The 22,586-nt window shown below is 66.9% G+C and carries 24 protein-coding genes and 1 tRNA gene; 13 read left to right on the top strand and 12 right to left on the bottom strand.

The features are described from left to right. Position 1 precedes the first annotated feature (1 nt). Positions 2 to 1,117: a pyruvate dehydrogenase (acetyl-transferring) E1 component subunit alpha gene (pdhA, locus tag ACZ0AA_RS03855; protein WP_400864580.1), complete on the bottom strand. Its 1,116-nt coding sequence runs from the start codon at positions 1,115 to 1,117 to the stop codon at positions 2 to 4. A gap of 168 nt (positions 1,118 to 1,285) precedes the next feature. On the opposite strand from pdhA, the gene ACZ0AA_RS03850 reads away from it, so the two are divergent. Further along, entirely contained in the window at positions 1,286 to 1,759 is a 474-nt protein-coding gene (locus ACZ0AA_RS03850) for an Lrp/AsnC family transcriptional regulator (RefSeq protein ID WP_042536698.1), read from the top strand. On the opposite strand, the gene ACZ0AA_RS03845 is transcribed toward ACZ0AA_RS03850, so the two are convergent. Continuing rightward, positions 1,731 to 2,630, bottom strand: a complete 900-nt coding sequence (locus ACZ0AA_RS03845; RefSeq protein ID WP_400860413.1) for an alpha/beta fold hydrolase — start codon at positions 2,628 to 2,630, stop codon at positions 1,731 to 1,733. The genes ACZ0AA_RS03850 and ACZ0AA_RS03845 overlap by 29 nt on opposite strands. An 80-nt stretch (positions 2,631 to 2,710) precedes the next feature. Between ACZ0AA_RS03845 and ACZ0AA_RS03840 the strand changes: the two genes are divergently transcribed. The 6 genes from ACZ0AA_RS03840 (at position 2,711) to ACZ0AA_RS03815 (ending at position 7,179) form a co-directional block, all read left to right on the top strand. Next, the gene (locus ACZ0AA_RS03840) at positions 2,711 to 3,463 is read left to right on the top strand and encodes an exonuclease domain-containing protein (RefSeq protein WP_400860415.1); all 753 of its coding nucleotides are present in this window, start codon (positions 2,711 to 2,713) and stop codon (positions 3,461 to 3,463) included. Then, on the top strand, positions 3,444 to 4,382 hold the full coding sequence (locus tag ACZ0AA_RS03835; protein ID WP_400860417.1) for a helix-turn-helix transcriptional regulator: 939 nt from the start codon (positions 3,444 to 3,446) through the stop codon (positions 4,380 to 4,382). Before ACZ0AA_RS03840 ends, ACZ0AA_RS03835 begins: the two co-directional genes overlap by 20 nt. Positions 4,383 to 4,468: 86 nt before the next feature. Beyond that, complete coding sequence (locus ACZ0AA_RS03830; protein WP_463512184.1) at positions 4,469 to 4,801, top strand: DUF7882 family protein; 333 nt, start codon at positions 4,469 to 4,471, stop codon at positions 4,799 to 4,801. A 79-nt stretch (positions 4,802 to 4,880) separates the two neighbouring features. After that, positions 4,881 to 5,711, top strand: coding sequence for a glycosyltransferase family 2 protein (locus tag ACZ0AA_RS03825; RefSeq protein WP_463512183.1), 831 nt, complete (start codon positions 4,881 to 4,883; stop codon positions 5,709 to 5,711). Further along, positions 5,708 to 6,541 carry an endonuclease/exonuclease/phosphatase family protein gene (locus ACZ0AA_RS03820; RefSeq protein WP_400860422.1) on the top strand — a complete coding sequence of 278 codons (834 nt, stop codon included), beginning with the start codon at positions 5,708 to 5,710 and terminating at the stop codon, positions 6,539 to 6,541. The genes ACZ0AA_RS03825 and ACZ0AA_RS03820 overlap by 4 nt, the downstream gene beginning before the upstream one ends. An 11-nt stretch (positions 6,542 to 6,552) precedes the next feature. Then, a complete protein-coding gene (locus tag ACZ0AA_RS03815; protein ID WP_400860424.1) occupies positions 6,553 to 7,179 on the top strand; it encodes a hypothetical protein in 627 nt (208 codons plus the stop codon). Positions 7,180 to 7,204: 25 nt separating this feature from the next. Here the strand turns inward: ACZ0AA_RS03815 and ACZ0AA_RS03810 are convergent, their stop codons facing one another. The 3 genes from ACZ0AA_RS03810 to ACZ0AA_RS03800 form a co-directional block, all read right to left on the bottom strand. Beyond that, entirely contained in the window at positions 7,205 to 7,903 is a 699-nt protein-coding gene (locus ACZ0AA_RS03810; RefSeq protein ID WP_400860426.1) for a hypothetical protein, read from the bottom strand. A gap of 389 nt (positions 7,904 to 8,292) precedes the next feature. Beyond that, positions 8,293 to 8,366, bottom strand: a tRNA-Ile gene (locus tag ACZ0AA_RS03805). A 29-nt stretch (positions 8,367 to 8,395) separates the two neighbouring features. Further along, a complete protein-coding gene (locus ACZ0AA_RS03800) occupies positions 8,396 to 8,932 on the bottom strand; it encodes a gamma carbonic anhydrase family protein (protein ID WP_400860429.1) in 537 nt (178 codons plus the stop codon). Between the two features lie 140 nt (positions 8,933 to 9,072). Here ACZ0AA_RS03800 and ACZ0AA_RS03795 point away from each other — a divergent pair, with 140 nt between their 5' ends. Further along, the gene (locus tag ACZ0AA_RS03795; protein WP_400860431.1) at positions 9,073 to 9,558 is read left to right on the top strand and encodes a Dps family protein; all 486 of its coding nucleotides are present in this window, start codon (positions 9,073 to 9,075) and stop codon (positions 9,556 to 9,558) included. A gap of 59 nt (positions 9,559 to 9,617) precedes the next feature. Here the strand turns inward: ACZ0AA_RS03795 and ACZ0AA_RS03790 are convergent, their stop codons facing one another. Genes ACZ0AA_RS03790 through ACZ0AA_RS03770 form a run of 5 tightly spaced genes read right to left on the bottom strand, consistent with a single transcriptional unit; the run spans position 9,618 to position 14,483 of the window. Then, positions 9,618 to 11,075: an amidohydrolase gene (locus ACZ0AA_RS03790; RefSeq protein WP_400860432.1), complete on the bottom strand. Its 1,458-nt coding sequence runs from the start codon at positions 11,073 to 11,075 to the stop codon at positions 9,618 to 9,620. A gap of 35 nt (positions 11,076 to 11,110) precedes the next feature. Then, positions 11,111 to 11,752, bottom strand: coding sequence for an FMN-binding negative transcriptional regulator (locus ACZ0AA_RS03785; protein WP_400860433.1), 642 nt, complete (start codon positions 11,750 to 11,752; stop codon positions 11,111 to 11,113). A 23-nt stretch (positions 11,753 to 11,775) separates the two neighbouring features. After that, a complete protein-coding gene (locus tag ACZ0AA_RS03780) occupies positions 11,776 to 12,774 on the bottom strand; it encodes an Fpg/Nei family DNA glycosylase (protein ID WP_463512182.1) in 999 nt (332 codons plus the stop codon). A 1-nt stretch (position 12,775) separates the two neighbouring features. Further along, positions 12,776 to 13,261, bottom strand: a complete 486-nt coding sequence (locus ACZ0AA_RS03775; RefSeq protein WP_400860435.1) for a ribose-5-phosphate isomerase — start codon at positions 13,259 to 13,261, stop codon at positions 12,776 to 12,778. A gap of 37 nt (positions 13,262 to 13,298) precedes the next feature. Then, a complete protein-coding gene (locus ACZ0AA_RS03770) occupies positions 13,299 to 14,483 on the bottom strand; it encodes a ferrochelatase (RefSeq protein WP_400860436.1) in 1,185 nt (394 codons plus the stop codon). 124 nt (positions 14,484 to 14,607) lie between these two features. Here ACZ0AA_RS03770 and pepN point away from each other — a divergent pair, with 124 nt between their 5' ends. The 4 genes from pepN (at position 14,608) to ACZ0AA_RS03750 (ending at position 20,409) form a co-directional block, all read left to right on the top strand. Next, entirely contained in the window at positions 14,608 to 17,160 is a 2,553-nt protein-coding gene (pepN, locus tag ACZ0AA_RS03765; RefSeq protein ID WP_400860438.1) for an aminopeptidase N, read from the top strand. A gap of 74 nt (positions 17,161 to 17,234) precedes the next feature. Next, positions 17,235 to 18,308, top strand: a complete 1,074-nt coding sequence (locus tag ACZ0AA_RS03760) for a mechanosensitive ion channel family protein (protein WP_463512181.1) — start codon at positions 17,235 to 17,237, stop codon at positions 18,306 to 18,308. Further along, positions 18,305 to 18,754, top strand: a complete 450-nt coding sequence (locus ACZ0AA_RS03755) for a globin (RefSeq protein ID WP_463512180.1) — start codon at positions 18,305 to 18,307, stop codon at positions 18,752 to 18,754. Before ACZ0AA_RS03760 ends, ACZ0AA_RS03755 begins: the two co-directional genes overlap by 4 nt. Next, positions 18,751 to 20,409, top strand: coding sequence for an FAD-binding dehydrogenase (locus ACZ0AA_RS03750; RefSeq protein WP_463512179.1), 1,659 nt, complete (start codon positions 18,751 to 18,753; stop codon positions 20,407 to 20,409). Before ACZ0AA_RS03755 ends, ACZ0AA_RS03750 begins: the two co-directional genes overlap by 4 nt. 63 nt (positions 20,410 to 20,472) lie before the next feature. Here the strand turns inward: ACZ0AA_RS03750 and ACZ0AA_RS03745 are convergent, their stop codons facing one another. After that, a complete protein-coding gene (locus tag ACZ0AA_RS03745; RefSeq protein WP_400860445.1) occupies positions 20,473 to 21,138 on the bottom strand; it encodes a hypothetical protein in 666 nt (221 codons plus the stop codon). A 51-nt stretch (positions 21,139 to 21,189) separates the two neighbouring features. Here ACZ0AA_RS03745 and ACZ0AA_RS03740 point away from each other — a divergent pair, with 51 nt between their 5' ends. Then, complete coding sequence (locus tag ACZ0AA_RS03740) at positions 21,190 to 22,077, top strand: acyl-CoA thioesterase (protein WP_400860446.1); 888 nt, start codon at positions 21,190 to 21,192, stop codon at positions 22,075 to 22,077. A 16-nt stretch (positions 22,078 to 22,093) separates the two neighbouring features. On the opposite strand, the gene ACZ0AA_RS03735 is transcribed toward ACZ0AA_RS03740, so the two are convergent. Next, complete coding sequence (locus ACZ0AA_RS03735) at positions 22,094 to 22,582, bottom strand: acyl-CoA thioesterase (RefSeq protein WP_400860448.1); 489 nt, start codon at positions 22,580 to 22,582, stop codon at positions 22,094 to 22,096. Positions 22,583 to 22,586: the final 4 nt, after the last annotated feature.

Raw genomic sequence — 22,586 nt, 5'->3', positions numbered from 1 at the left:
CTCACACCTCGCCGTCGAAGGAGGCCAGGTACGCGGCGTACTCGTCCCGCTGACGCTCCAGCCCCGCGTGCGGCTCCGCATAGACGCCGTCGAACACGGCGAGCGGTGTGCGCGTCACCATGCTCAGGCACTCGGCGCGCATCTCGCGTGCCGCGATGTCCGCGGCGTTCTGCGTCTCAGCGACATGCTCATCGCTCAGCTCGCCGATAGACCGCAGATGCGCTTCCAGACGCGCGATGGGGTCGCGGCGACGCCATGCCTCGAGCTCGTCGTCCCTGCGGTAGCGAGTCGGATCGTCGGCCGTCGTGTGCGGACCCATCCGATACGTGACGGCCTCGATGTAAGCGGGGCCCCTTCCCGAGCGGGCGTGCGCGAGCGCCCAGCGCATCGCGGCCATGCACGCGAGAACGTCGTTGCCGTCGACCCGGAGGCTCGGGATTCCGAACCCGGGCGCCCGTCCCGCGATCGGGTACTTCGACTGCACCGTCACAGGCTCCGAGATCGCCCAGTGGTTGTTCTGGCAGACGAAGACGACCGGGGCCTGATACGACGAGGCGAAGATCATCGCCTCATTGACATCACCCTGACTCGTGGCGCCGTCGCCGAAGTAGGTGACGGCGACTTCGTCCGTTCCTTCATGGCGGATGCCGAGCGCATAGCCGACGGCGTGCAGCGTCTGCGCTCCGATGATGATCTGCAGCGGAGCGACCCGAAGCTCGGCAGGGTCATGGCCGGCGCCCTCCTCGCCACGCCACATGCGGACGAAGTCGCCGGGCTTCGCGCCGCGTGCGTAGATGACGCCTGTCTCCCGGTAGCTCGGGAAGACGTAGTCGCTCGGAGCGAGTGCCCGCGCGGTGCCGATCTGGGTCGCTTCCTGTCCCTGGCAGGGCGCCCAGAGCCCGAGCTGTCCCTGACGCTGAAGCGCGACGCCCTCTGCGTCGATGCGTCGGAGGATGACCATGTCGCGATGGAGCGCCCGCAGCTGCGCCGGATCGACGTCATCGACGTAGGGATCGAGCAACGGGTTCGGGATTCGCTCGCCCTCCGGTGAGAGGATGCGCTCGGAGAGTTCGAGATCCTGTGCCGTGTCGGCGATCGGGGTGATCTGCGGTGACATCATCGTCCTCCTCATTCGTGGCCGTCGTCACGGGTTCTACGCTCGGCCCCGGCCTCATCGCCGGTTGACTTGAGCGTACGTCCGCTCATCACCTCGCTCAAGCAACCGCGATCGGCTTGAGCATGTTGCCAAATATCGGCGGTAGCCACCCTGCTATCGTTTGGCAGTATGGCCGGACTTGACCGCATTGATCTGGAACTCCTCGCAGCCCTCGCCGACGACCCGCGCGTCACGATCGTGGCGCTCGCGGAGAACCTCGGGTTGTCGCGCAACACCATTCAGGCCCGTATGGCGAGACTCGAGCAGACCGGGATCTTCCAGTCCTACGAGCGGTCGTTCTCGACCGATGTGCTCGGGTTCCCTCTTCAGGCGTTCGTGAGCATCGGGGTCCGTCAGACCGAGCTGCCGCGAATCATCAACGAGCTGGCGCGCATCCCCGAGGTCGTGCAGGCGCATGGACTCAGCGGATCGATCGACCTGCTCGCGCGCGTCGCGTGCAGGGACGCCCGGCACCTCTTCGACACCGACGCCCGCATCCTGTCGATCGAAGGCGTCGAACGCACCGAGACCTCTCTCGCCATGGGCGAGGTGATCCCATTCCGCGTCGCCGGCCTCATCGGCCTCGCGCGACGGGAATCCTGAGGAATCGGCGAACCGCGCCCGCAGCTTCAGCAGGCGTCTCGTAGTGGATGAGGTGACCGACCTCGGCGATCTCGACCAGAGTGGCGTCGTCGAAGCGGGTCGCGAGCTGTCGCTCGACCTCGATAGGGGTGATGTCGTCTCGCTGGGCAGCGATGAGCAGCGTGGGCGTCGAGATCGATGAGGCGAACTCGCTCACGTCATGCGACACGCTCGTCACGAACGCATCCCGCAGGACGTCGCGGTCGGCGAAGCGCGAGAAATAGGTGTCGTGCTGGTCGTGGATGAACCGCCGCAGCTGCGGATCCGACGTCTTGGCCATCGTGATGCTCATGACCCTGACGATCAGACGATTGCGCAGGAGCGCTGTGCCCGCTCGCTCGGGCAGGCGCGCCCCGAGCGAGTAGTACAGGACGGCGAGGCGCGTCATGATGCCCTTCGGCCCCTCGAGCGCAGGTGCCCCGATCGGGTTGATCAGGATGAGTCGCGGTGTCTCGAGGCCCGCGGCGACCGCCGCGGAGGCGACGATCGATCCGAAAGAGTGTCCGAGCACCACCGCTCCGGGAGCCACCGCCGCGGCGAACTCCGTGAGCCACGCGACGTACTCGTCGAGATCGTAGGAACGTCCGACGACGGGTGCCGTCTCGCCGAATCCGGGAAGATCGGGAGAGATCACACGAACCTCGGGAAGGAAAGCGAGGACCGGCTCGAGGCCGTGGTGCTCACCTCGGAATCCATGCACCGCGATGATCGTCACGTCGGCGTCAGCGGGTCCGTACTCCCAGAACACGGTGGTCCCGCCTCTCACCTCGACCTCGTGGCGAACGACCGGCAATCGGCTGAGGCGGTCTGCGTAGGGAGAGGGGACGCTCATGCACCAAGTCTAGAGTCGACGGTTGCGTACTCTCCGTGTGCCTCCGCGCGGATGTCGGACCCCGGTTCTACGGTGAGATCATGCCCCCGATCCCCGCGCTCCCGCACTGGATCACCCGTGTAGGCGTGTTCGATCTCGAGACCACCGGTGTCGATGTGGAGCACGACAGGGTCGTCACCGCTCACGTGGGGCTCCTCGATGCCGACGGACGCGAGATCGCCGCGAAAGACTGGTTGTCGGATCCCGGCATGCCGATCCCCGACGGTGCCACCGCCGTGCATGGCATCACCACCGAGCACGCCCGCCGGCACGGACGTCCAGGTGCTGAGGTCGTCGGCGAAGTGACCGCTGCCCTCAGATCCCTGCTTTCGCAGGGGGTTCCGATCGTCGCGTACAACGCGGCATACGATTTCTCCCTCCTGGCGCACGAGGCGCATCGCCACGGAATCGCCCCGCTGGAGAATCCCTCCCCGATCATCGACCCTCTCGTGATCGACAAGGCGTACGACAGGTATCGCCCGGGAAAACGCACCCTGCAGGTGGTCGCCGCTCTCTACGCCGTGCGACTCGAGGACGCCCATGAGGCGGCTGCGGATGCGGTAGCCGCAGGCCGGGTCGCTCAGGCACTGGCGCGGCAGTTCATGCTCCCCGAGACTCTCGAAGAACTGCACACCCGCCAGATCGGGTGGGCCCGCTCCCAGGCGGCGAGCCTCACGGAGTACTTCATCCGGATCGGTCGCCTCGACCCTGAGGAGCGCCTCGACGGCACGTGGCCGGTGCGAGCACACCGCACCCCCGAGGAGGTGCCTCGCGATGCGGTTTCGAACCAGTGACGTCTCGCGCGTGGAGAGCACGTGGAAGCAGTATGTCCCCTCGGCAGTACTGCACGACGTCGACCCCGCGCGGTTCCGCTTCGATTGGCACTCTGCGGATCTCGGGGGTGTGAGCCTCGTTCGTTACGACCTCGCGGCTGAGGTCCGCTCGACAGCAGAACCCCACGACCAGGTTCTGGTGTGCCGAGTGGACGGTCCGGACGCACGGGTGCACTCCGATCGGGGCGATCTCGATGCGAGTCGCCCGTGGATCTCCGACGGACCACGGGTGCATGCGCGATGGGACGCGGGAGCCCGAGTCTCAGCACTCGTCTTCGAACGCGACTCGCTGTCGCAACTCGCCCAGCGGATCAGTGGTGACGATGACCTCTCCATTCGCATAGCCGATCTCTCCCCGCGCTCCGCGTACGCTGCCGCGACCTGGGATCGCATGTTCGCCTATCTCGAACAGAGCGCCGCACCTCTCGAGAACAGCACGGACGACGACGAGATCCTCCGCAGCGAGTTGGCACGGCATGCGGCCGCGACGACGCTCGCGGCCTTCGCGACGACGAGCCGGTTCGATCGCCATCGCCCGACGCAGAGCACTGCGGCCCCGGTGACGGTGCGCCGTGCTCTCGACTTCATCGCCGAGAACTCGCACCGTCCGATCACCGTCGATGACGTCGCGGCGTCCGTCCACATCTCGACACGGGGATTGCAGTACGCGTTCCGACGAGCACTCGATTCGACACCGGCTGAGTCGCTGCGACGAGCGCGCCTCGACGGCGCCCATCGCGACCTGCAGTCCGGGGCGGATTCGACGGTCGCCGCAGTCGCCCGCCGGTGGGGTTTCTCGCATCCTTCCCGGTTCGCAGCCGCGTATCGCGACACCTTCGGCGTGCTTCCTTCTGTGACCGCGACGAAGCACCGCCGATGACAGTTTGCGAACAGATTGTTCGTGTGCGTCGCGCGCCGAGGGCGGGCGGCGCGAAGGGATGCGCCCGGACGCATATATTCCGAGATATGGGTTCTCTCTATTACGGCGCCTCGGAGCCGATCCATATCGACGATCGGGCACTCGCGCACCTCAAAGTCGTCGTCGCTACGAAACTGCGTCGCAACGAGAGCTTCACACTGACCTGGAAGCACCCGGAGGGCGATCCCGAAGGCCGCTCGACGGTGTGGTTGCATCCCTCCATCCCCCTGCGGTTCGTCTTCGACGAGAGTGAGGCGCCGGAACTCAGCCGTCGATGGATCGAGGATCTCGCTCATTCGGCGAACTCGAGCGGTGGCATCACTCTCGTCGACGAGCTGATCGAGCCTTCGTCCGACCTGCAGGCCGCGGACGCTCGCTGACTCCCCTGCGCAGTCGGGGTGCGCTCCGCCGGTGTCAAGTCCCTCGTCCGCTCTGCTGATCGATGACACGATCGTCACGATGACGGTACGAAACGAGGACCAGGTGACGGGCAGTGCGCCTTCGATCGATCCGTGGACGCGACCCGCCCGCTCCCCCACGACCTCCGTGATCATCCCGGTCAAGGACGACGCGGTGCTGCTGGCGCGGTGCCTGCGGGCTCTGGGCGCGCAGCAGTCGCCGGCCGACGAGATCATCGTGGTCGACAACGACTCGTCCGACGCCTCGGCATCCGTTGCTCACGCCTCCGGCGCACGGGTGCTCACATGCCTCGAACCCGGCATCTCGGCTGCGGCGTCCACCGGATACGACGCCGCGCGCGGTGATCTGATACTCCGCCTCGATGCCGACTGCGTACCTGATCCTGACTGGATCTCCGCCGTCCTCGCCGCCTTCCGGGAGGACGAGAATACCGACGCGGTCACCGGAAGGGCACGATTCACCGACGGACCTCACGCACTTCGCATCCCGCTCGCTCGGCTCTATCTCGGGGCCTACTCCAGCGTCTTGCGCGTGACACTCGGCCATCGGCCGCTGTTCGGCTCGAACCTCGCGTTCCGCAGGGAGGCGTGGCACTCGGTGCGTGCCGACGTGCATCGGGGCGACCCTCACATCCACGATGACCTCGACCTCGCCTTCCACCTCGGCGAGAACCACCGGATCGCTCGGCTCCCGGGTGAGTCGATGGGGATGTCGATGAGACCATTCACCGCAGGCCAGTTCGGCAGGCGTGTGCACCGAGGCTTTCGCAGCGTGCTCGTGCACTGGCCGCGCGACTTCCCGCCCGTCCGATGGGCACGTCTGTTGATCCGACGTCGTCTGCTCGGCCCCGCACCGCGGAGGACGCGATGACCAGGTCCCCGCTGATCGGCTCGGCCGCCGCACCGTCGCTGCACGTGATGTCGTTCAACCTCCGCCGCGCCATGGACGGCCCCCTGTCTCCGAGACGCGACCGCTGGAGCGTCCGTGCCCCGGCCGTCGCCGAACTGCTCGGCTCGGAACTGCCGACGATCCTTGGGCTGCAAGAGGTGCTCCCGCACGCGATGACGGTCGTCACCCGAGCACTCAGCCCCGCTCACCGGTTCGTGGGCAGAGGAAGAACACGCGAAGGCACGGGCGAGGGCACTCCCCTCGTCTACGACGCGGAACGACTGGAGCTTCGTGAATGGGAGCAGCGGGCCCTTTCGGCGCACCCTGACGAACGGGGCAGTCGGTCCTGGGGCAACGTCCTCCCCCGCATTCTCGTGACAGCGGAGTTCACCGACAGGTCGACGGGCGTGCGGTTCCTCGTCGTCAACACTCATCTCGACCACCTGTCCTCTCGTTCGCGACGACGATCGGCCGAGGCCATCTCCGCAGTGGTCCGCGAGCGTGGCCTGCCGACGATCGTGATGGGGGATCTCAATGCCGGTCCCCGCTCCGGCGCTGTACGCGCGCTTCTCTCGCACGCGGAGCTCACGGATACCTGGAGCGCCGCGGAAGATCGGCTGACGCCGCTGTGGAGCACACTCAACGGATATGGGCGACCGCGTCTCACGGGGCGGCGCGTCGATTGGATGCTCGTCAGCCGAGACGTGCGGGTGCGTGCTGCCGCCATCAACGCACGTGTCTTCGACGGGATCAGACCCTCCGATCACCTGGCAGTGCAGGCGCTGCTGCATCTGGACGGGAAGACACAGTGAAAGAAGACACAGTGAGAGAGGACTTCCTCCGCCCGCCTCATTCCCTCGCGGAGTGGTCTGCAGACGCTCTGCGCGTTCTGGGGATCATCGGCGTCGGCGTTGCTCTGATCTGGCTCGGGCCGACGGACGCCGGCATCGCCGCACTCGCTCTTCCGGCCCTGATGCTGCCACGAGCGCTGGGTCTGCGCGGGTGGTTCGATCTGGCGGTCTGCGCGACCGTGCTCGTGGCCGCGTGGAGCAACGTCCTCGACCTGTACCGGACTATCCCGGGGTGGGATCTGGTCGTGCACCTGGTCTGCACGGGCGTTCTGACCATCATCGCCGCGCTGATCCTCACCCGGGCAGAGGTCGTCACGATGACTCGCGACCACGGCGCCCGGCCGCGAACTCCGCTCGTCCTCGCACCGCTCCTGGCCCTCGCACTCAGCGCGATGTGGGAGATGGTCGAGTGGCTGGGCTGGGCCTACCTCAGCGACGAGATCTTCGTCACGTACCAGGACACGATCGGCGACATGGTCTTCGGCGGACTCGGCGGCGTCGCCGCCGGCGTCATCCTCGCGACATCATCTCTGAGGCGACCGCGCTCGACAGGTCAGGTGGCCGGATCGAACAGCAGGAGTAGGGCGGGCGGGACGTGAACCCGCAGACGAAAGCGGGATGGGCTCAAGGGGCTTGGACGAGCACGGGGACTTCTTCTCCAGGAACCAAGTCGTCGACGCCGACGCCTCGCGCCACTCCCGATTCATACGGGAAGACGAGTACGGCTTCGTCGCTCGCGGTCGAGCGCTGGTTCGGCCCGTCGCCGGCGCCGAGCTCAAACGCCAATCCCGAGGGATGGGTGACTGTGTAGATGGTCGTCCCCTCAGGTGCGCCACTCCTCAGAGACATGCCCACGAGCCCGTCGGCGGAAGTGATGTCGTTGACGTAAACCACCACGGGGGTCCCCGCGCCGACGCTCCTTTCGTACTCGGAGGCGCCCAGGGTGCCAGGCAAGGCGACGTAGATCGACTTACTTGTCGGGTCCGTCAGTTCACCGGCAACTGTTCGGCTGACATCGATCCTCAGCAGAACGGGCGAGTAATTCGGAGTGCCTTCGGGTGCGTTCGTGTCGAGCTCCCCTTGCGTGAATCCGGCGACTTTACCGATGATTCCTGCTTCCGAGAACGCAGTCATCTCGTCAACCTCGGTGACAGGTTCGACGTCGAAATCGGGGGAATTCCAGTCCCCGATCAGGTCGTACGCGGTCGGTACTGGAACTGACGTCTCCGCAACGTGGGATGAGGGCGATGCGCACCCTGCGAGCAGTATCCCGCAGAGTGCAACTCCAGACGCAGCGAAGGCATCCTTGATCGTCTTCCGCATCGGGTTCTCCTTCGAGAGATTGCATGAACCACGGCCGAGAACGGCTGGGCGACACTCTGGGGCAAGGTCTGTTGCTTCGCTGGAGAAGGGGCATCGCGCGACGTGTGGTGGGTCGAATGTACGCCGTTGGTGGACGGAGGACCAGAGCGTGGCGATATGAAGCGCGCCATCGCTCGCCTCACCGTCTTCGTCGGCGAGTGTGGCACGTCCTCGGGCCGCCGCAGATGGCGGAGCCGCGACCCGCAGGCGTGAGACTGAACACGGGCGGGTTGTCCTGCTTGGTCGTCGGCTCCGCCCGGGAGATTCCGTGCTTGCGTAATTGTTGCCCTGGTCCTCGACGCTCGGGCTGAGACCCGACGCGGAACTCGCGGATTCTGGAGAGTCAGGAGTAGGGCGGGCGGGACTTGAACCCGCGATCGTTGGGTTATGAGCCCACTGCCTTAACCAGCTTGGCCACCGCCCCGTGACGACCAGCCTATCGGGCGAACCCGGTCATATCGGCGTGGCGGCGCCGTGGGTCTCCAGGTGCCCCAGATAGATGTCGGCATTGGCGATCAGATCCGCGCGCTCATCGTCACTGAGCGATCTGCGCACTTTCGCGGGAACCCCGGCCACCAACGAACCGTCGGGCACTTCGGTGCCTCCGAGCACCACTGCTCCCCCAGCGATGAGACAGCCTGCGCCTATGACGGCGCCGCTGAGGACGACAGCCCCCATGCCGATCAGCGAACCGTCTCCGATCATGCATCCGTGGACAACCGCGTTGTGACCGATCGACACCTTCGCTCCGACCACGACGGGATGAGCCGCATCGACGTGGACCGAGACGTTGTCCTGCACGTTGCTGCCGGGGCCGATGGTGATGGCTGCCGAGTCGCCCCGGAGCACGGCGTTGTACCAGACGCTCGCACCCGCAGCGATCGAGACGTCGCCGACGACGCGAGCTCCCTCGGCGATGAACACGTCGTCGGCTAACGACGGTGCCTTCCCCGGGAGCGCGAGGACAGAGGCTCCTGCTGCGATGCTCATGAGGTGAGACTATCCTCTGAACGCCGAATTTCCGCGTGATTCCGGGGCACTAAGCCGAGCCTTCGCTTGCTTGCGGAATGTTTTCAGACGAGTAGCGTTGTCATCATCAGGCACGAAGAGACAACTCCGGAGGAGTCAAGATGAGCAAGGTACAGACCGTTTCCACCACCGCCAGCGACCCGACCGTGGCAGCTGCAGCGGCACAGTTCCTCTCCCCCGTCGTGCTCGGACTTCAGGCGCTGACGATCGATGGCAAGCAGGCGCACTGGCACGTGCGCGGCGCCAACTTCGTCGGCGTTCACGAGCTCCTCGACACGATCGTCGCGCACGCTGGGGACTTCGCAGACACCGCCGCCGAGCGGATCGTCGCCCTCGGTCTGCCGATCGACGCGCGCATCAGCGCCGTGGCTGCCAAGGGCAGCGCGACCTCGGTTCCCGCGGGCTTCACCCAGTCCGATGAGCTCGTGCGCGCCGTCATCTCCGACATCGACGCGATCCTCGTCGACGTGAAGGCTGCGATCGACGGGCTCGACGAGGTCGACCTCACGAGCCAGGACGTCGCGATCGAGATCATGCGCGGACTCGAGAAGGACCGCTGGTTCCTCGTGTCGCACATCGCCGCGTAAGCAACCGTCTGACGAAGAAGGGCACCGGTTCTCCGGTGCCCTTCTTCGTGCTCCGGGCGTCATCCGCCGTGGGTGAGCCGACCCGCCACCATCGTCGCCGTCACCGGCATCCCGCGCAGTTCCGCTCCCGAGGCGGTCAGAGGGTCGTAGCCGCACAGCGCGATGTCGGCGAGCTCGCCTGGACGCACGGCGCTGCGGACGCTCGCCTGGAGAGCCTGCTCGCGCGTCAGGCGCTCCTCGGGGTGCCAGGGATCGCGGTCGTCGTCCGTGCGGGTGACAGCGGCGGCGATCGCCTGCCACGGATCGAGCGGCGCCACAGGTGCGTCGGATCCGAAGCGCAACTCCACTCCGGCGTCGCGCAGGGCGCCCAGCGGGTATCCGATCGAGGTCTGCCCAGCCCAGTGCCGTCCGACGAGATCTCTGTCGTCGAGCGCGTGCTGCGGTTGCACGCTCGCGACGACGCCGAGCCTTCCGAACCGCGCGAGATCGGCGTGCCTGACCAGTTGGGCGTGCTCGATCGTCCCGACCGCGCCTGACGCGGTGAAGGCGTCGAGAGCACCGGTGACGGCGCGATCGCCGATCGCGTGCACGGCGACCGCGAGTCCCGCTCCGGTGGCGGTGGTGAGGAGATCCACGAGCTCTGCCGGCGGCACCGTGAGCACTCCGAAGTTCTCAGGATCACCCGGATATGCGTGCGAGCACGCGGCGGTCCGCGTGCCCAACGAACCGTCGCTGATGATCTTCAGCGGCCCGACGTGGATCAGGTCGCGCCCGGCTTCCGGTGCGTCCTCGGCCTGGTGCAGCTCGCCCGACCTCAGACCCGCACGGATGGCTCGCTCGAGGTCGAACGGATAGATGGCGAACTCGACGCGATGAGCGGCGAACCCCGCCGCGACTCGACGTGGCCACGCGTCGGCGTTCCAGGCCATGTCGAAGTCCACCAGACCTGTGACCCCTCGGGACGCTGCTCGCTCGCCCGCGTCCCGGACCGCCGCGTCGCCGCGATCAGGATCCACGGCATTCAGTCGACGGGAGATCTCGAACGCGTCCTGCTCGCGCAGCATTCCGTCGACGCTGTCGAATCCCTCGATCCGCAGGGCCGCCGAGTTGAGCCACGTGCTGTGCACATCCGCGTTGATCAGGTAGGTGGGCACGCCCCCGGTGACACTGTCGAGGAGCGCGAGTGTGGGGTGATCGGGCCACATCGCATCGCGGAATCCGCTGCCCACCTTCCGCCCGTCCGGAAGGGGTGCCGCTGCCGCCATGATCGCAGCCGCTTCCGATGCGGAGGCCGCACCGCCGAGGGCGACGCGCTCCGCAGCCAGTGCCCACTGCACGGTGTGGACGTGGTTGTCCCAGAGGCCGGGCACCGCCCATGCTCCGTTCCCTTCGAGGGTCTCGCCCTGCGGCGCGAGAGCTCCCGTCGGGGCGATGTCAGTGATTCGGCCGTCCTCGACGAATATGTCGACGGGTTCGTCGTCGATCAGGAATTCTTTCCCGGGGCCGGAGACCCGCACCCCGACAAGTGTGCCGACCCGCTCCCCGATCCCGATCACGAACGTGCTCCGGCGCGCGCCTGCTGCGCGCGACGCATCTCGGCCGCCAGTTCGGGGTGTGCGTACGGGCCATCACCCTCGAGCTCGGCGATCACGGTCTCCACGGTCTCGAGCGGCTTGTTCTGACTGAGCTTGCGCTTGGCGACGACTCTGATCGGGGTGAGTCTGAAGCCCACTGTCCCTCCGGCGAGCCGCGTCACGAATGCGGGATCGTTCGGCCGTTCCCACATGCGCCGAGGCTCAGGCATACGCCCCTCGAAACGGTCGACCAGCCGGTCCAACACGGCGAGGTTCTCGTCATCGCCGAGTATCTCGGGAGTCCCCGCGAGATGCACGGCCGTGTAGTTCCAGGTCGGCACCGACTGCACATCGCCGTACCATCCGGGTGAGATGTAGCCGTGCGGTCCCTGGAAGACGACCAGCAGCTCCCTCTCGCCCAGGCCGTGGATCAGGTCGTCCGGCCGCCCGACATGGCCCACGACCGTGAGGTCGTCGCGATCCTCATCGAGCAGAACGACGTAGTGCGACGAGACGAGCCCATCGGGACCGTGGCTCACGATCGTCGCCCAAGGGTTCGCATCGATGATGCGACGGATCTCGGGCACATCAGCGAGCGTGAAACTGGGGTTCTGACGCATCCCCTCAGCCTATGGCCGCCGGGTCACGCTTGGCAGCGTGGGCACCAGTACAGCTTGCGTGCCCCGATCTCCTCGAGAGCGATCTCGGTGCCGCAGATGCGGCAGGGCAGCCCGGCGCGATGGTAGACCCAGTGCCGGTCGTCGCGGCTCGCCATCGCGGCTCGGTACGCATCGGGCGAGAGGTCGTCCATGGTCATCATCTGCCCGGTCTCGACGCCGATGGCAAGGAGACGCACCCAGTCGTGCCACAGGGCTCGCACGATGTCTTCCGGAACCTCGCGGCCGGGCGTGTGCGGGTTCAATCGCTGGCGGAACAGCATCTCGGCGCGATACACGTTGCCGATGCCGCTCACCACGGCCTGATCCATCAGCAGGAGCGCGATCACCGTCGGCTTCTTGCGGACCGCCTGAACGAAGCGCTCCTCGTTCTGTGCGGGATCACCCACGAGTGGATCGGGACCGAGCTTCGCGACGCTGGCGAGCATCTCTTCAGGGGTCTGAAGGACGCAGGCGGTGGGCCCCCGCAGATCTGCAGCGGTGATGTCGGTCATCAGACGCATTCGGACCTGGCCGACGACCGGGGGCGGCCATTCCAGACCCTCGTCAGCAAGGCCCTTCGTCTGCTCCGACATGCGGACGTGCACGCGAGTGCGTCGGGGGGCGCCGATCGAGGCGAGCGAGTTCTCGCCCGCGTCGTCGAGGATCTCCTCGTCGACCACCGTGCCCCGCTGGTTGGTCTGTCCCATTCGACCGTTCGCCGAGGCGATGGTGGGGTCGACCAGGATCTCTCCCGCGAAGTCCCAGGCTCCGTAGAGACCGAGGTGCACGCGCAGCCACACATCTCCCTCGGCCTCGAGGAACATCTGCTTGCCCACCGCCTGCACGCTGATCGCTTCGCGACCGTTCAGAACGGCCGCACCCTCGGCGAAACGTCCCTGCGGGCTCGAGGCGAGCATCGTCTTGCCGACGAAGTTCCGCTCGAACTGTCGAGCGATGCGATGGACGGAGTGACCCTCGGGCATATCAGGCCCGCGGATCCGGAAGCAGCGATCCGTCGCGCTCGAAATCTGCGATCTGACCGATGCGACGGACGTGGCGCTCGTCGTATGAGAACGGCGTCGCGATGAAGGTGTCGATGAACGAGGTGACCTCGTCGAAGGTGTGCTGACGCGCCCCGATCGAGATCACGTTCGCATCGTTGTGCTCGCGGGCCAGCTCAGCCGTCGACGTGTTCCACACCAGTGCGGCGCGGACGCCCTCCACCTTGTTCGCGGCGATCTGCTCGCCGTTGCCCGAGCCGCCGAAGACCACACCCAGCGTCCGGATGCCGGCTGCCTGGTCTGACACGACCGCCTGTGCCGCGCGGATGCAGAACGCGGGGTAGTCGTCGAGCGCGTCGTACTCCACCGGACCGTGGTCGACGACTTCATGCCCGGCACGGCGCAGATGATCCTGCAGCTGTGTCGAGAAGTCGAGACCGGCGTGATCGGTGGCGATATGGATGCGCATGGCATCCATCCTAGAAGCGCCGAAGGTCAGCGCGTGCTCACGGAGCCACGCCGGCAGCGGCCGGCTTGAATCCCGCCCGCACGTTCTCGCAGCAACCGGGGCGGCACACGTCGAACGCACCGGGAAGAGACGTCACATGGGGGCGTTCCTCATTGGGACGACCCTCCAGGCGCTCGACGATCAGGTCGACGATGCCGGTGACGAACGACGGAGCGACCCCGGGCGTCGGAGTGCGCGTGAAGGCGAGTCCCGCTTCCTCCGCCGCTTCAGCGGCCTCGGTGTCGAGGTCCCAGAGCACCTCCATGTGGTCGCTCATGAAACCGACGGGCACCACCGCCACGGCCTTGCGACCGCGTGCGGGCAGCTCGCCGATGACGTCGCACACATCAGGCTCGAGCCACGGCTGCGAGGCGGGGCCCGAACGGGACTGGTAGACCAGCTCCCATGAGACGTCAGCTGCGTCCGGGACGCTCTCGCGGACCCGATCCATCACCCAGGCGGCGACGGCGAGATGCTGAGCGGCATACGCGCCGCCCTCTCCCCAATCGATGTCGCGGGCGCCCGAACGCTCGGCATCCGCGGTCGGGATGCTGTGCGTCGAGAAGAGGATCTGGATGTCGGCGGGAGCGATGCCCTGAGCGAGGAAGGTCTCCACGGCCTCGCGGACGCCCGTCTCGAACGACTCGACGAAACCGGGGTGATCGTAGAAGGGACGGATCTTGTCGATCGTGACCGTCTCGCCGAGCTTCGTCTCCTCGAGCACTCGCGCGAAGTCCTCGCGGTACTGCCGGCAGCTCGAGAACGAGCTGTAGGCGCTCGTGGCGAAGGCGAGCAGCGTCGTCTTGCCATCGGCTGCCGCTTCGGTGACGACCTCTTCGAGGTACGGGCTCCAGTTGCGATTGCCCCAGTACACCGGAAGATCGATGCCACGGCGGGCGAGCTCGCCCTCGAGCGCCTCCTTGAGGATGCGGTTCTGCCCGTTGATGGGGCTCACGCCCCCGAAGTGGCGGTAGTGGTGCGCGACCTCTTCGAGACGCTCATCCGGGATCCCCCTGCCCCGCGTCACGTTGCGGAGGAACGGGATGACGTCATCCTGTCCCTCAGGGCCGCCGAAGCCGGCGAGCAGGATGCCGTCATAGGCCACGGGGGTGGTCATGTACGGCGCGCCGGAGGCAGCAGCATCGGAAGCAAAGAGGACGGTGTTCGGCTCGATCGCGGTCACCCGTCCATTCTTTCATCTCCTGGAAGTGAGTCAGGCCGCCGTGCTGGCGTAGGCTGTCATGGTTGCCGTGGGCGCCAACTGCGCTGGGTTGCGGCAGCATCCCCTCACCCCTGGGAGTACAGCTGTGCCTGGAGAGAACCTCACCCGCATCGAAGCGCAGGAGCGCCGCGACGTCATCGACACCCAGTCGTACGAAGTCTCGCTCGACCTGACGAAGGGTGCGGAGGTCTTCGGCTCCCGCAGCGTCGTCCGGTTCACCGCGACACCGGAGAGCCACACCTTCATCGACCTGATCGCACGCGACGTTCGCGAGATCTCGTTGAACGGCGAGCAGCTCGACCCCGACGAGGTCTTCGCCGACTCGCGCATCGCGCTCGCCGGGTTGCAGGCCGAGAACGTCCTCGTCGTCGACGCCGACTGCGAGTACACGAACACCGGCGAGGGCCTGCACCGATTCGTCGACCCGGTCGACGGCGAGGTCTACCTCTACTCGCAGTTCGAGGTCCCCGACTCGCGGCGCGTGTTCGCCGTGTTCGAGCAGCCCGACCTGAAGGCGACGTTCCAGTTCACGGTGACGGCACCGGCATCCTGGAAGGTCGTCTCCAACTCCCCCACGCCCGAGCCCATCGTCCACGACGACCACTCGGTGGCGACCTGGGGCTTCGAGCCGACGCCCCGCATCTCCTCTTACATCACGGCGCTCGTCGCAGGCCCCTACGAGGCGACGTTCTCCGAGCTCACCAGCGCATCGGGCCGCGTGATCCCGCTCGGCGTCTACGGTCGCAAGAGCCTGTGGCAGCACCTCGACGCCGAGTACATCTTCGACAAGACGCGCGAGGGCTTCGCCTACTTCGAGTCGAAGTTCGGCGTGCCGTACCCCTTCGCGAAGTACGACCAGCTGTTCGTCCCCGAGTTCAACGCGGGTGCCATGGAGAACGCGGGCGCGGTCACCTTCACCGAGACCTACGTGTTCCGCAGCAAGGTGACCGATGCCGTCAAGGAACGCCGCGTCGTCACGATCCTGCATGAACTGGCGCACATGTGGTTCGGCGACCTCGTCACGATGAAGTGGTGGAACGATCTCTGGCTGAACGAGTCGTTCGCGGAATGGGCGTCGACGATCGCGACGGCTGAGGCCACCGAATGGACCGAGGCGTGGACGACGTTCAACGCCATGGAGAAGACCTGGGCCTACCGCCAGGATCAGCTTCCCTCGACCCACCCCATCGTGGCCGAGATCAACGACCTCGAAGACGTGCAGGTGAACTTCGACGGCATCACCTACGCGAAGGGCGGCTCGGTCCTCAAGCAGCTCGCCGCCTGGGTCGGCATCGAGGCGTTCTTCGCCGGCGTATCGCAGTACTTCCAGAAGCACTCCTGGGGCAACACCGAGCTCAGCGACCTGCTCACCGAGCTCGAGGCCACCAGCGGACGCGACTTGAGCACCTGGTCGAAGAAGTGGCTCGAGACCGCGGGCGTCAACACTCTCGAACCGGTGATCGCAGATGACTCCGACGGCACGATCACGCGATTCGCCGTGACGCAGACCGCTCCGGCCGATTACCCGACCATCCGTCCTCACCGCCTGGGCATCGGCTTCTACTCCCTCCAGGGCGGCGCTCTCGTGCGCTCGCACTACGCCGAGGTCGACGTCGACGGAGACCGCACAGAGGTCCCCGAGCTGCACGGCCTCAAGCGCCCCGATCTCGTGCTGCTCAACGACAACGACCTCGCCTACGCGAAGATCCGCCTCGACGAACGCTCCCTCGCCACCGCGATCGCGCACCTCGCCGACATCACCGATCCCCTCGCCCGCTCCCTCGTCTGGGGAGCGGCATGGGACCAGACCCGCGATGCCGAGACCGCGGCCTCCGACTACATCGACCTCGTACTCGGCAACATCGGCCGCGAGACGGAGTCCACCACTGTCCGCACCACGCTGGCGCAGCTGCGCAGCGCCGCGACGCTCTACGTCACACCGGAGGCTCGCCTCGCCGCCCGCCAGAAGGTCGCGGACGGGCTCTGGGCGCTCGCAGAGTCCGCCGAGTCGGGAAGCGACAGTCAGCTGCAGTTCGTGACGGCGTTCGCGAACGCGCTCGTGACGCCAGAGCATGCGGGCATCATCGGTCGGCTGCGCTCCGGCGAGGAAACGCTCCCGGGTCTCGAGATCGACGCGGACCTCAGCTGGCAGCTGCTCGTCGGACTCGCCACGATCGGTGCGACGGATGCCGCTTCCATCGATGCCGCACTCTCGTCGGACAACACGTCGAAGGGCGGCGAGTTCGCCGCACAGGCACGTGCGGCGCTGCCCGACTCCGCCTCGAAGAAGGCCGCCTGGGCGTCGCTGATCGAGCGTGACGACGCCCCGAACACGATTGTGCGCTCCGCGGCGCTCGGCTTCGTGCACCCGGCGGGCGCCGAGGCTCTTCGCGAGTTCGTACCCGCGTACTTCGACATGCTGGTGCCGATCTGGGAGTCTCGCAGCTATCAGATCGCGCAGTATCTGGTCGTCGGCCTGTTCCCGACGGCCATCGCGGACGTCGAACTCCGTGATGCGACGCGGGCCTGGCTGTCTGCCAACCAGGACGCGGCACCGGCGCTGCGCCGTCTCGTGCTCGAGAACCTCGCCGACGTCGAGCGCGCCCTCGCTGCACAGTCCCGCGACGCCGAGGACTGAGCCGGCTTCTGCGATCAGGCCTCTGCGCGGTGCATCCAGCCCGCACAGAGGCCTGATCGTTAGTATCTGGAGTGATGATGATCCCCTTCGAAGTCACTCCCCAGCCTGCTGAGACCACTCTTCCCGCCTGGTGGACGAACACGCTCGGCGTGCTCCGTGACGTGGGCCTGCAGGCGCTCGGCGTAGTCGCGATCATCGCGGGTTGTGTCCTCATCGCCCTTGTGCTGCGAGTGGTGATCCGACGCGTCGTACACCGCATCGTCGACAGCGCGAAGAACAAAGCAGCGGTCGACGACACCCAGGCGCTCGAGCGCTCTCCGTTGGCCGATATGCGCCTCGTGCAGCGCACCCGAACGCTCGGCACGATCCTGCAGAACATCGTCAACGTGATGCTCGTGGTGATCGCCATCGTCCTCGTGGTCAATCACCTCACTCCGACACTGCTCGGCTCGCTGACGCTCCTCACTGCGGCTGTCGGCGCGGGTCTCGGTTTCGGTGCCCAGAACATCGTCAAAGACGTGCTCAACGGCATGTTCATCGTGGCGGAGGATCAGATCGGCATCGGCGACGTCGTCGACCTCGGCCTCGCGAGCGGTGTCGTGGAGTACGTCAGTGTGCGCATCACGCAAGTGCGTGACGTGAACGGAACACTCTGGTACGTCCGCAACGGCGAGGTGCTCCGCATCGGAAACATGTCGCAGGGCTGGGCCAGGGCGATCATCGACCTCGGCGTGCCGCTCGACTCCGACCTCGAGAAGGTCGAGCAGACGATGCTCGACACCGCGCTCGCGCTCTCGAAGGACCCGAAGTGGCGAACCCGCATCATCGAGAAGCCGGAGCTGTGGGGTCTCGAGTCGATCGACGGCGAGGCGCTGGTCGTTCGCCTCGTCATCAAAGCTCGCGCCAACGCCAAGGACGACGTCGCCCAGGAGCTCCGCAAGCGCCTGCGATCGGCGATGCTCGAGAACGATGTCGTCCTCCCGAGCATGACGACCGTGGTGCCCACCGGTCTCGAAGGTGCCCGCCGCGTCCGGGGCGCCAATCCGCCCAAGACACGTCCGAACGCCGTCACCGGCGTGCCCGTCATCCCGGATCGTGGAATCTGGCGGCGCAAGAAGACGAACGACGACGGGAGCTCCCAGAAGTGACGTTCTACGACGAGGTCGGTGGTCGCGAGACCTTCGCGAAGATCGTGTCGGTCTTCTACCGCGAAGTCGCCCTCGACCCGGTGCTGAAGCCGATGTACCCGGAAGAGGACCTCGGCCCCGCCGAGGAGCGGCTGCTGATGTTCCTCGAGCAGTACTGGGGCGGCCCGACGACCTACGGCGAGACGCGAGGGCACCCCCGCCTGAGGATGCGCCACATGCCCTTCCACGTCGACCCCGACGCTCGTGACCGGTGGCTCCGACACATGCGGACGGCTGTGGACGAGGCGCAGTTGTCGCCCCTCCACGAATCGACGCTGTGGGACTACCTCGAACGCGCCGCGTATGCCATGGTGAACACATTCGAGGCGTCCGGCATCGGCACGCCCTCGGCCGGGCGCCCGACGCTCGAGACCCGATCACGTCAGGAATCAACGGAGAGCACATGACGAACACGCCCCTGTCTGCAGACGTCCTGGTCATCGGATGGGGGCTCGCCGGTCTCGTCGCAGCAGGTGAGGCGCTGGACGCCGGCCGTCGTGTGATCCTGGTCGACCAGGAGCCACGCACGAACCTCGGCGGGCAGGCCTGGTGGTCGTTCGGCGGCCTGTTCCTGATCGATTCTCCCGAGCAGCGGCGGATGGGCATCCGCGATTCGCTCGCCCTCGCCACACAGGACTGGTTCGGGACCGCATCGTTCGATCGCCCTGAAGACGACTGGCCGCGACGGTGGGCCGAAGCGTACCTGCAGTTCGCCGCTGGAGAGAAGCGCTCCTGGTTGCGCGAGCGCGGAGTGGGTTTCTTCCCGGTCGTCGGCTGGGCCGAGCGCGGAGGGTACGGTGCACTCGGCCCTGGCAACTCGGTCCCCCGATTCCACATCACCTGGGGCACCGGGCCGGGTGTCGTCGCGCCGTTCGCTTCAGCGGTCGAACAGGGCGAGCGCGACGGCCGGATCACCATCCTCCCCCGTCATCGCGTGACGGAGCTCATCATGACGGACGGAGCGGTCACCGGCGCGCGCGGGACGATCCTGGAGTCGAGCCCTGCCGCTCGCGGCGTCGAGTCGTCACGGCACGCGATCGGCGACTTCGAGATCAGCGCCGGTGCCACGATCGTCTCGTCGGGCGGTATCGGAGGAAACCACGACCTCGTCCGCGCCGCATGGCCTGCCAGTCTCGGTGTGCCGCCTGATCACATGCTCACGGGGGTCCCCTCGTACGTGGACGGTTCGATGCACGCCGTGTCGGAGGTGGCCGGTGCGCGCCTCATCAACGGCGACCGCATGTGGCACTACGTCGAGGGCATCACCAATTGGGATCCGGTGTGGCCGTCGCACGGCATCCGAATCCTCCCCGGGCCGTCCTCGCTCTGGCTGGACGCCACGGGCAGGAGACTGCCCGTGCCGCTCTTCCCCGGCTTCGACACTCTGGGCACGCTCGCTCACCTCCGCGCCACCGGCTACGACCACTCGTGGTTCGTCGCCTCACGTCAGATCGTCGAGAAGGAGTTCGCCCTCTCGGGGAGCGAGCAGAATCCCGATCTCACAGGCAAGGATGTCGGACTGCTCGTGAAGTCCCGGCTCGCCAAGGGACCGACGGGTCCGGTGCAGGCGTTCCTCGACGAAGGAGAGGACTTCATCGTCGAGAACGACCTCGAATCGCTGCTCGAGCAAATGCAGAAGCATCCAGGCGGAGAATCACTCGACATCGATCACGTGCGGCGGGAGGTCATCGCACGTGACCTGGAGATGGACAACGAGTTCACGAAGGATGCCCAGATCGGCATGCTGCGTTCGATGCGCGGTTACCGCGGCGACAAGCTGATCCGCACCGCAGCTCCGCATCGCCTTCAGGATCCGGCCGCCGGACCTCTCGTCGCCGTCAAGCTGCACGTGCTCACCAGGAAGTCACTCGGAGGGATCACCACCGATCTCGATGGCCGCGCTCTCGGAGCCGACGGCTCACCGATTCCCGGTCTGTACGCGGCAGGCGAAGCGAGCGGCTTCGGCGGGGGCGGAGTTCACGGGTACCGTGCGCTCGAGGGAACGTTCCTCGGCGGGTGCCTCTTCTCGGGCCGCCAAGCCGGACGCGCCGCGGCCCGGTGACCTCACGCTCGCACCGTCGGTCGACGGCACTCCTCGGGTGACCGCGCCTCTAGCCCGACGCCGCTATCGGGCGGAGCCCGTGCCTCGGACCGCTGTCAGCCCTGTGGCAACGGGCCCTCGAGCGAGAACGTGGCCCCGCCGGAAAGCGAGTCGAGTCCATCGCCCGGACTGCATGACAGGGACTTCCTCCTCGCCGGAGATGAAGCCGAACGCATCGGCTGCGAAGGCGACTCCGCGCGGCAGGCCGCCGAGATCCTCATCGGGTTCGCCCCAGATCGCTGCACGGAGCGCTCTCACGGCTTCCTCCCCCGACCCGGGCGTCGCTCCGCGCGCTACGGCGCTGATCCCCCACTGCGCACGCCGGGCTATGACGGATGCTGCCAGAGTCGAGACCGTCAGCCACTGGCCTCGCGGCGGAGCGACTCCGGCCCACGCTGGCGAAAGACCTGTCTCGGGGAGACCCAGCGCGCGCTCATCGTCGGTCGCCGTGAGAGATGCGACGACGACATCGCACTCGAGCTCAGGGTCCGCCTGCACGACGCGCATCGCCAGCACCGTCGGGGTCTGGTCGAACAGACCCTGAGGCGAGAGAGCGGCCCCGGTGAGCGCGAGAACACCCCGCGCCGCCTGCAGCCGAACCCCCTCATCGGAGATGCGGGTCGCTCGGCCGAGGAAGGTCAGAACGTCCTTCGCGGTCTCGGCGTCTGCGAGAAGAAGCTGGTGGGGCACACCCTCTAAACTAGCAACGCCAGCGGCATCCGCAGTCGCGGAAAGGAACTCATGACCGCCGACGCACACGCGATTCGCACCGTCGAACAGCTCCTGGACGTGCTGGACCTCGATTCGACTCAGGCCCGCACCACGGAGGACATCTTCACGGGGTCTTCGCATCCGATGCCCTCTGGGCGGATATACGGCGGCCAGGTGCTCGCCCAGAGCCTCCTCGCCGCGGAACGGACGCTTCCGGAAGATCGTGCAGTGCACTCCATGCACGGGTATTTTCTTCGGCCCGGCGACGCAAGCCAGGGCATCACGATCGCGGTCGATCGCATCCACGACGGGCGGTCCTTCTCGACCCGTCGTTCGCAGGCGTATCAGAACGGGGTGCCGATCTTCTCGATGATCGCCTCCTTCCAGGACGACGATCCGGGCATCGAGCACGCAGTTCCGATGCCCGACGGCATCCCTGGTCCGGACTCTCTACTGCCCGACGAGGAGCGCGTCGACGGCCTGCCGTCCGGCGTCGTTCGCATGCTCAGCGATCGCGCCGCCGATGTCCGCCACATCGACTCGCCGATGTTCCTGCCGAGCGAGGATTCCCGGGTACCGCAGCAGGGTGTCTGGATGCGGATGAAGGCGCCTCTTCCTGACGATCAGCGCATCCATCGGGCAGCTCTTGCGTATCTGAGCGACATGACGATCCAGGAATCGATCCTGCGCGCCCATGGCGTGTACTGGGGGCTTCCCGGGCTGAAGGTGGCGAGCCTCGACCACGCGATGTGGTGGCACCGGCCCGCTCGCGTCGACGAATGGCTGCTCTACCTCCAGGAGTCGCCGAACGCTCGTGGCGGCCGAGGTCTTGCTCAGGGACGCATCTACACGCAGTCGGGCGACCTGGTGGCCTCCGTGGCGCAGGAGATCATGGTCAGAGTGCCCGACCCGGCCTGATCGCGGGCGCCTCGGGTCAACGGTGGGTGTACTCGATGGAGGGACCGACATACGGCTCCCACGCGTCGCGCATCTCCTGGGTGAGTCGGGTGGGCCGGCCCGTCTTGGCATCGACGAGCACGATGATCGCGGTCGACCGCGCATAGATCGTGCGGGGCTCGGCTGCAGGGTCGTTGTGCACCTCGTAGCAGACCTCGACGCTGGAGCCACCGAGCTTGCCGAACCACATCTGCACTTCGAGCGGGCGACGCTGATAGGGCACCGGTGCGAGGTACTCGATCTCCTGCCGCGCGATGAGCGTCAGGGTGCCCTCGTCGATGCCTGAGTCGAGCACGGCGGTCGAGGGCGCCTGTTCACCGGGACCCGCACGCCAGAACGCGCGCACGCGCGCCTCCTCGAGCAGCTTGAGCATCGAGGTGTTGTTGACGTGATTGAATGCGTCCAGATCGCCCCAGCGGAGGTGGATCGGAATGTGCAGCCGGGGTCCCGGTGTCAGGTCGGACATCGAG

The organism is Microbacterium sp. AC035, from assembly GCF_979258485.1.
This window is presented reverse-complemented; position numbering and strand designations above follow the sequence as displayed.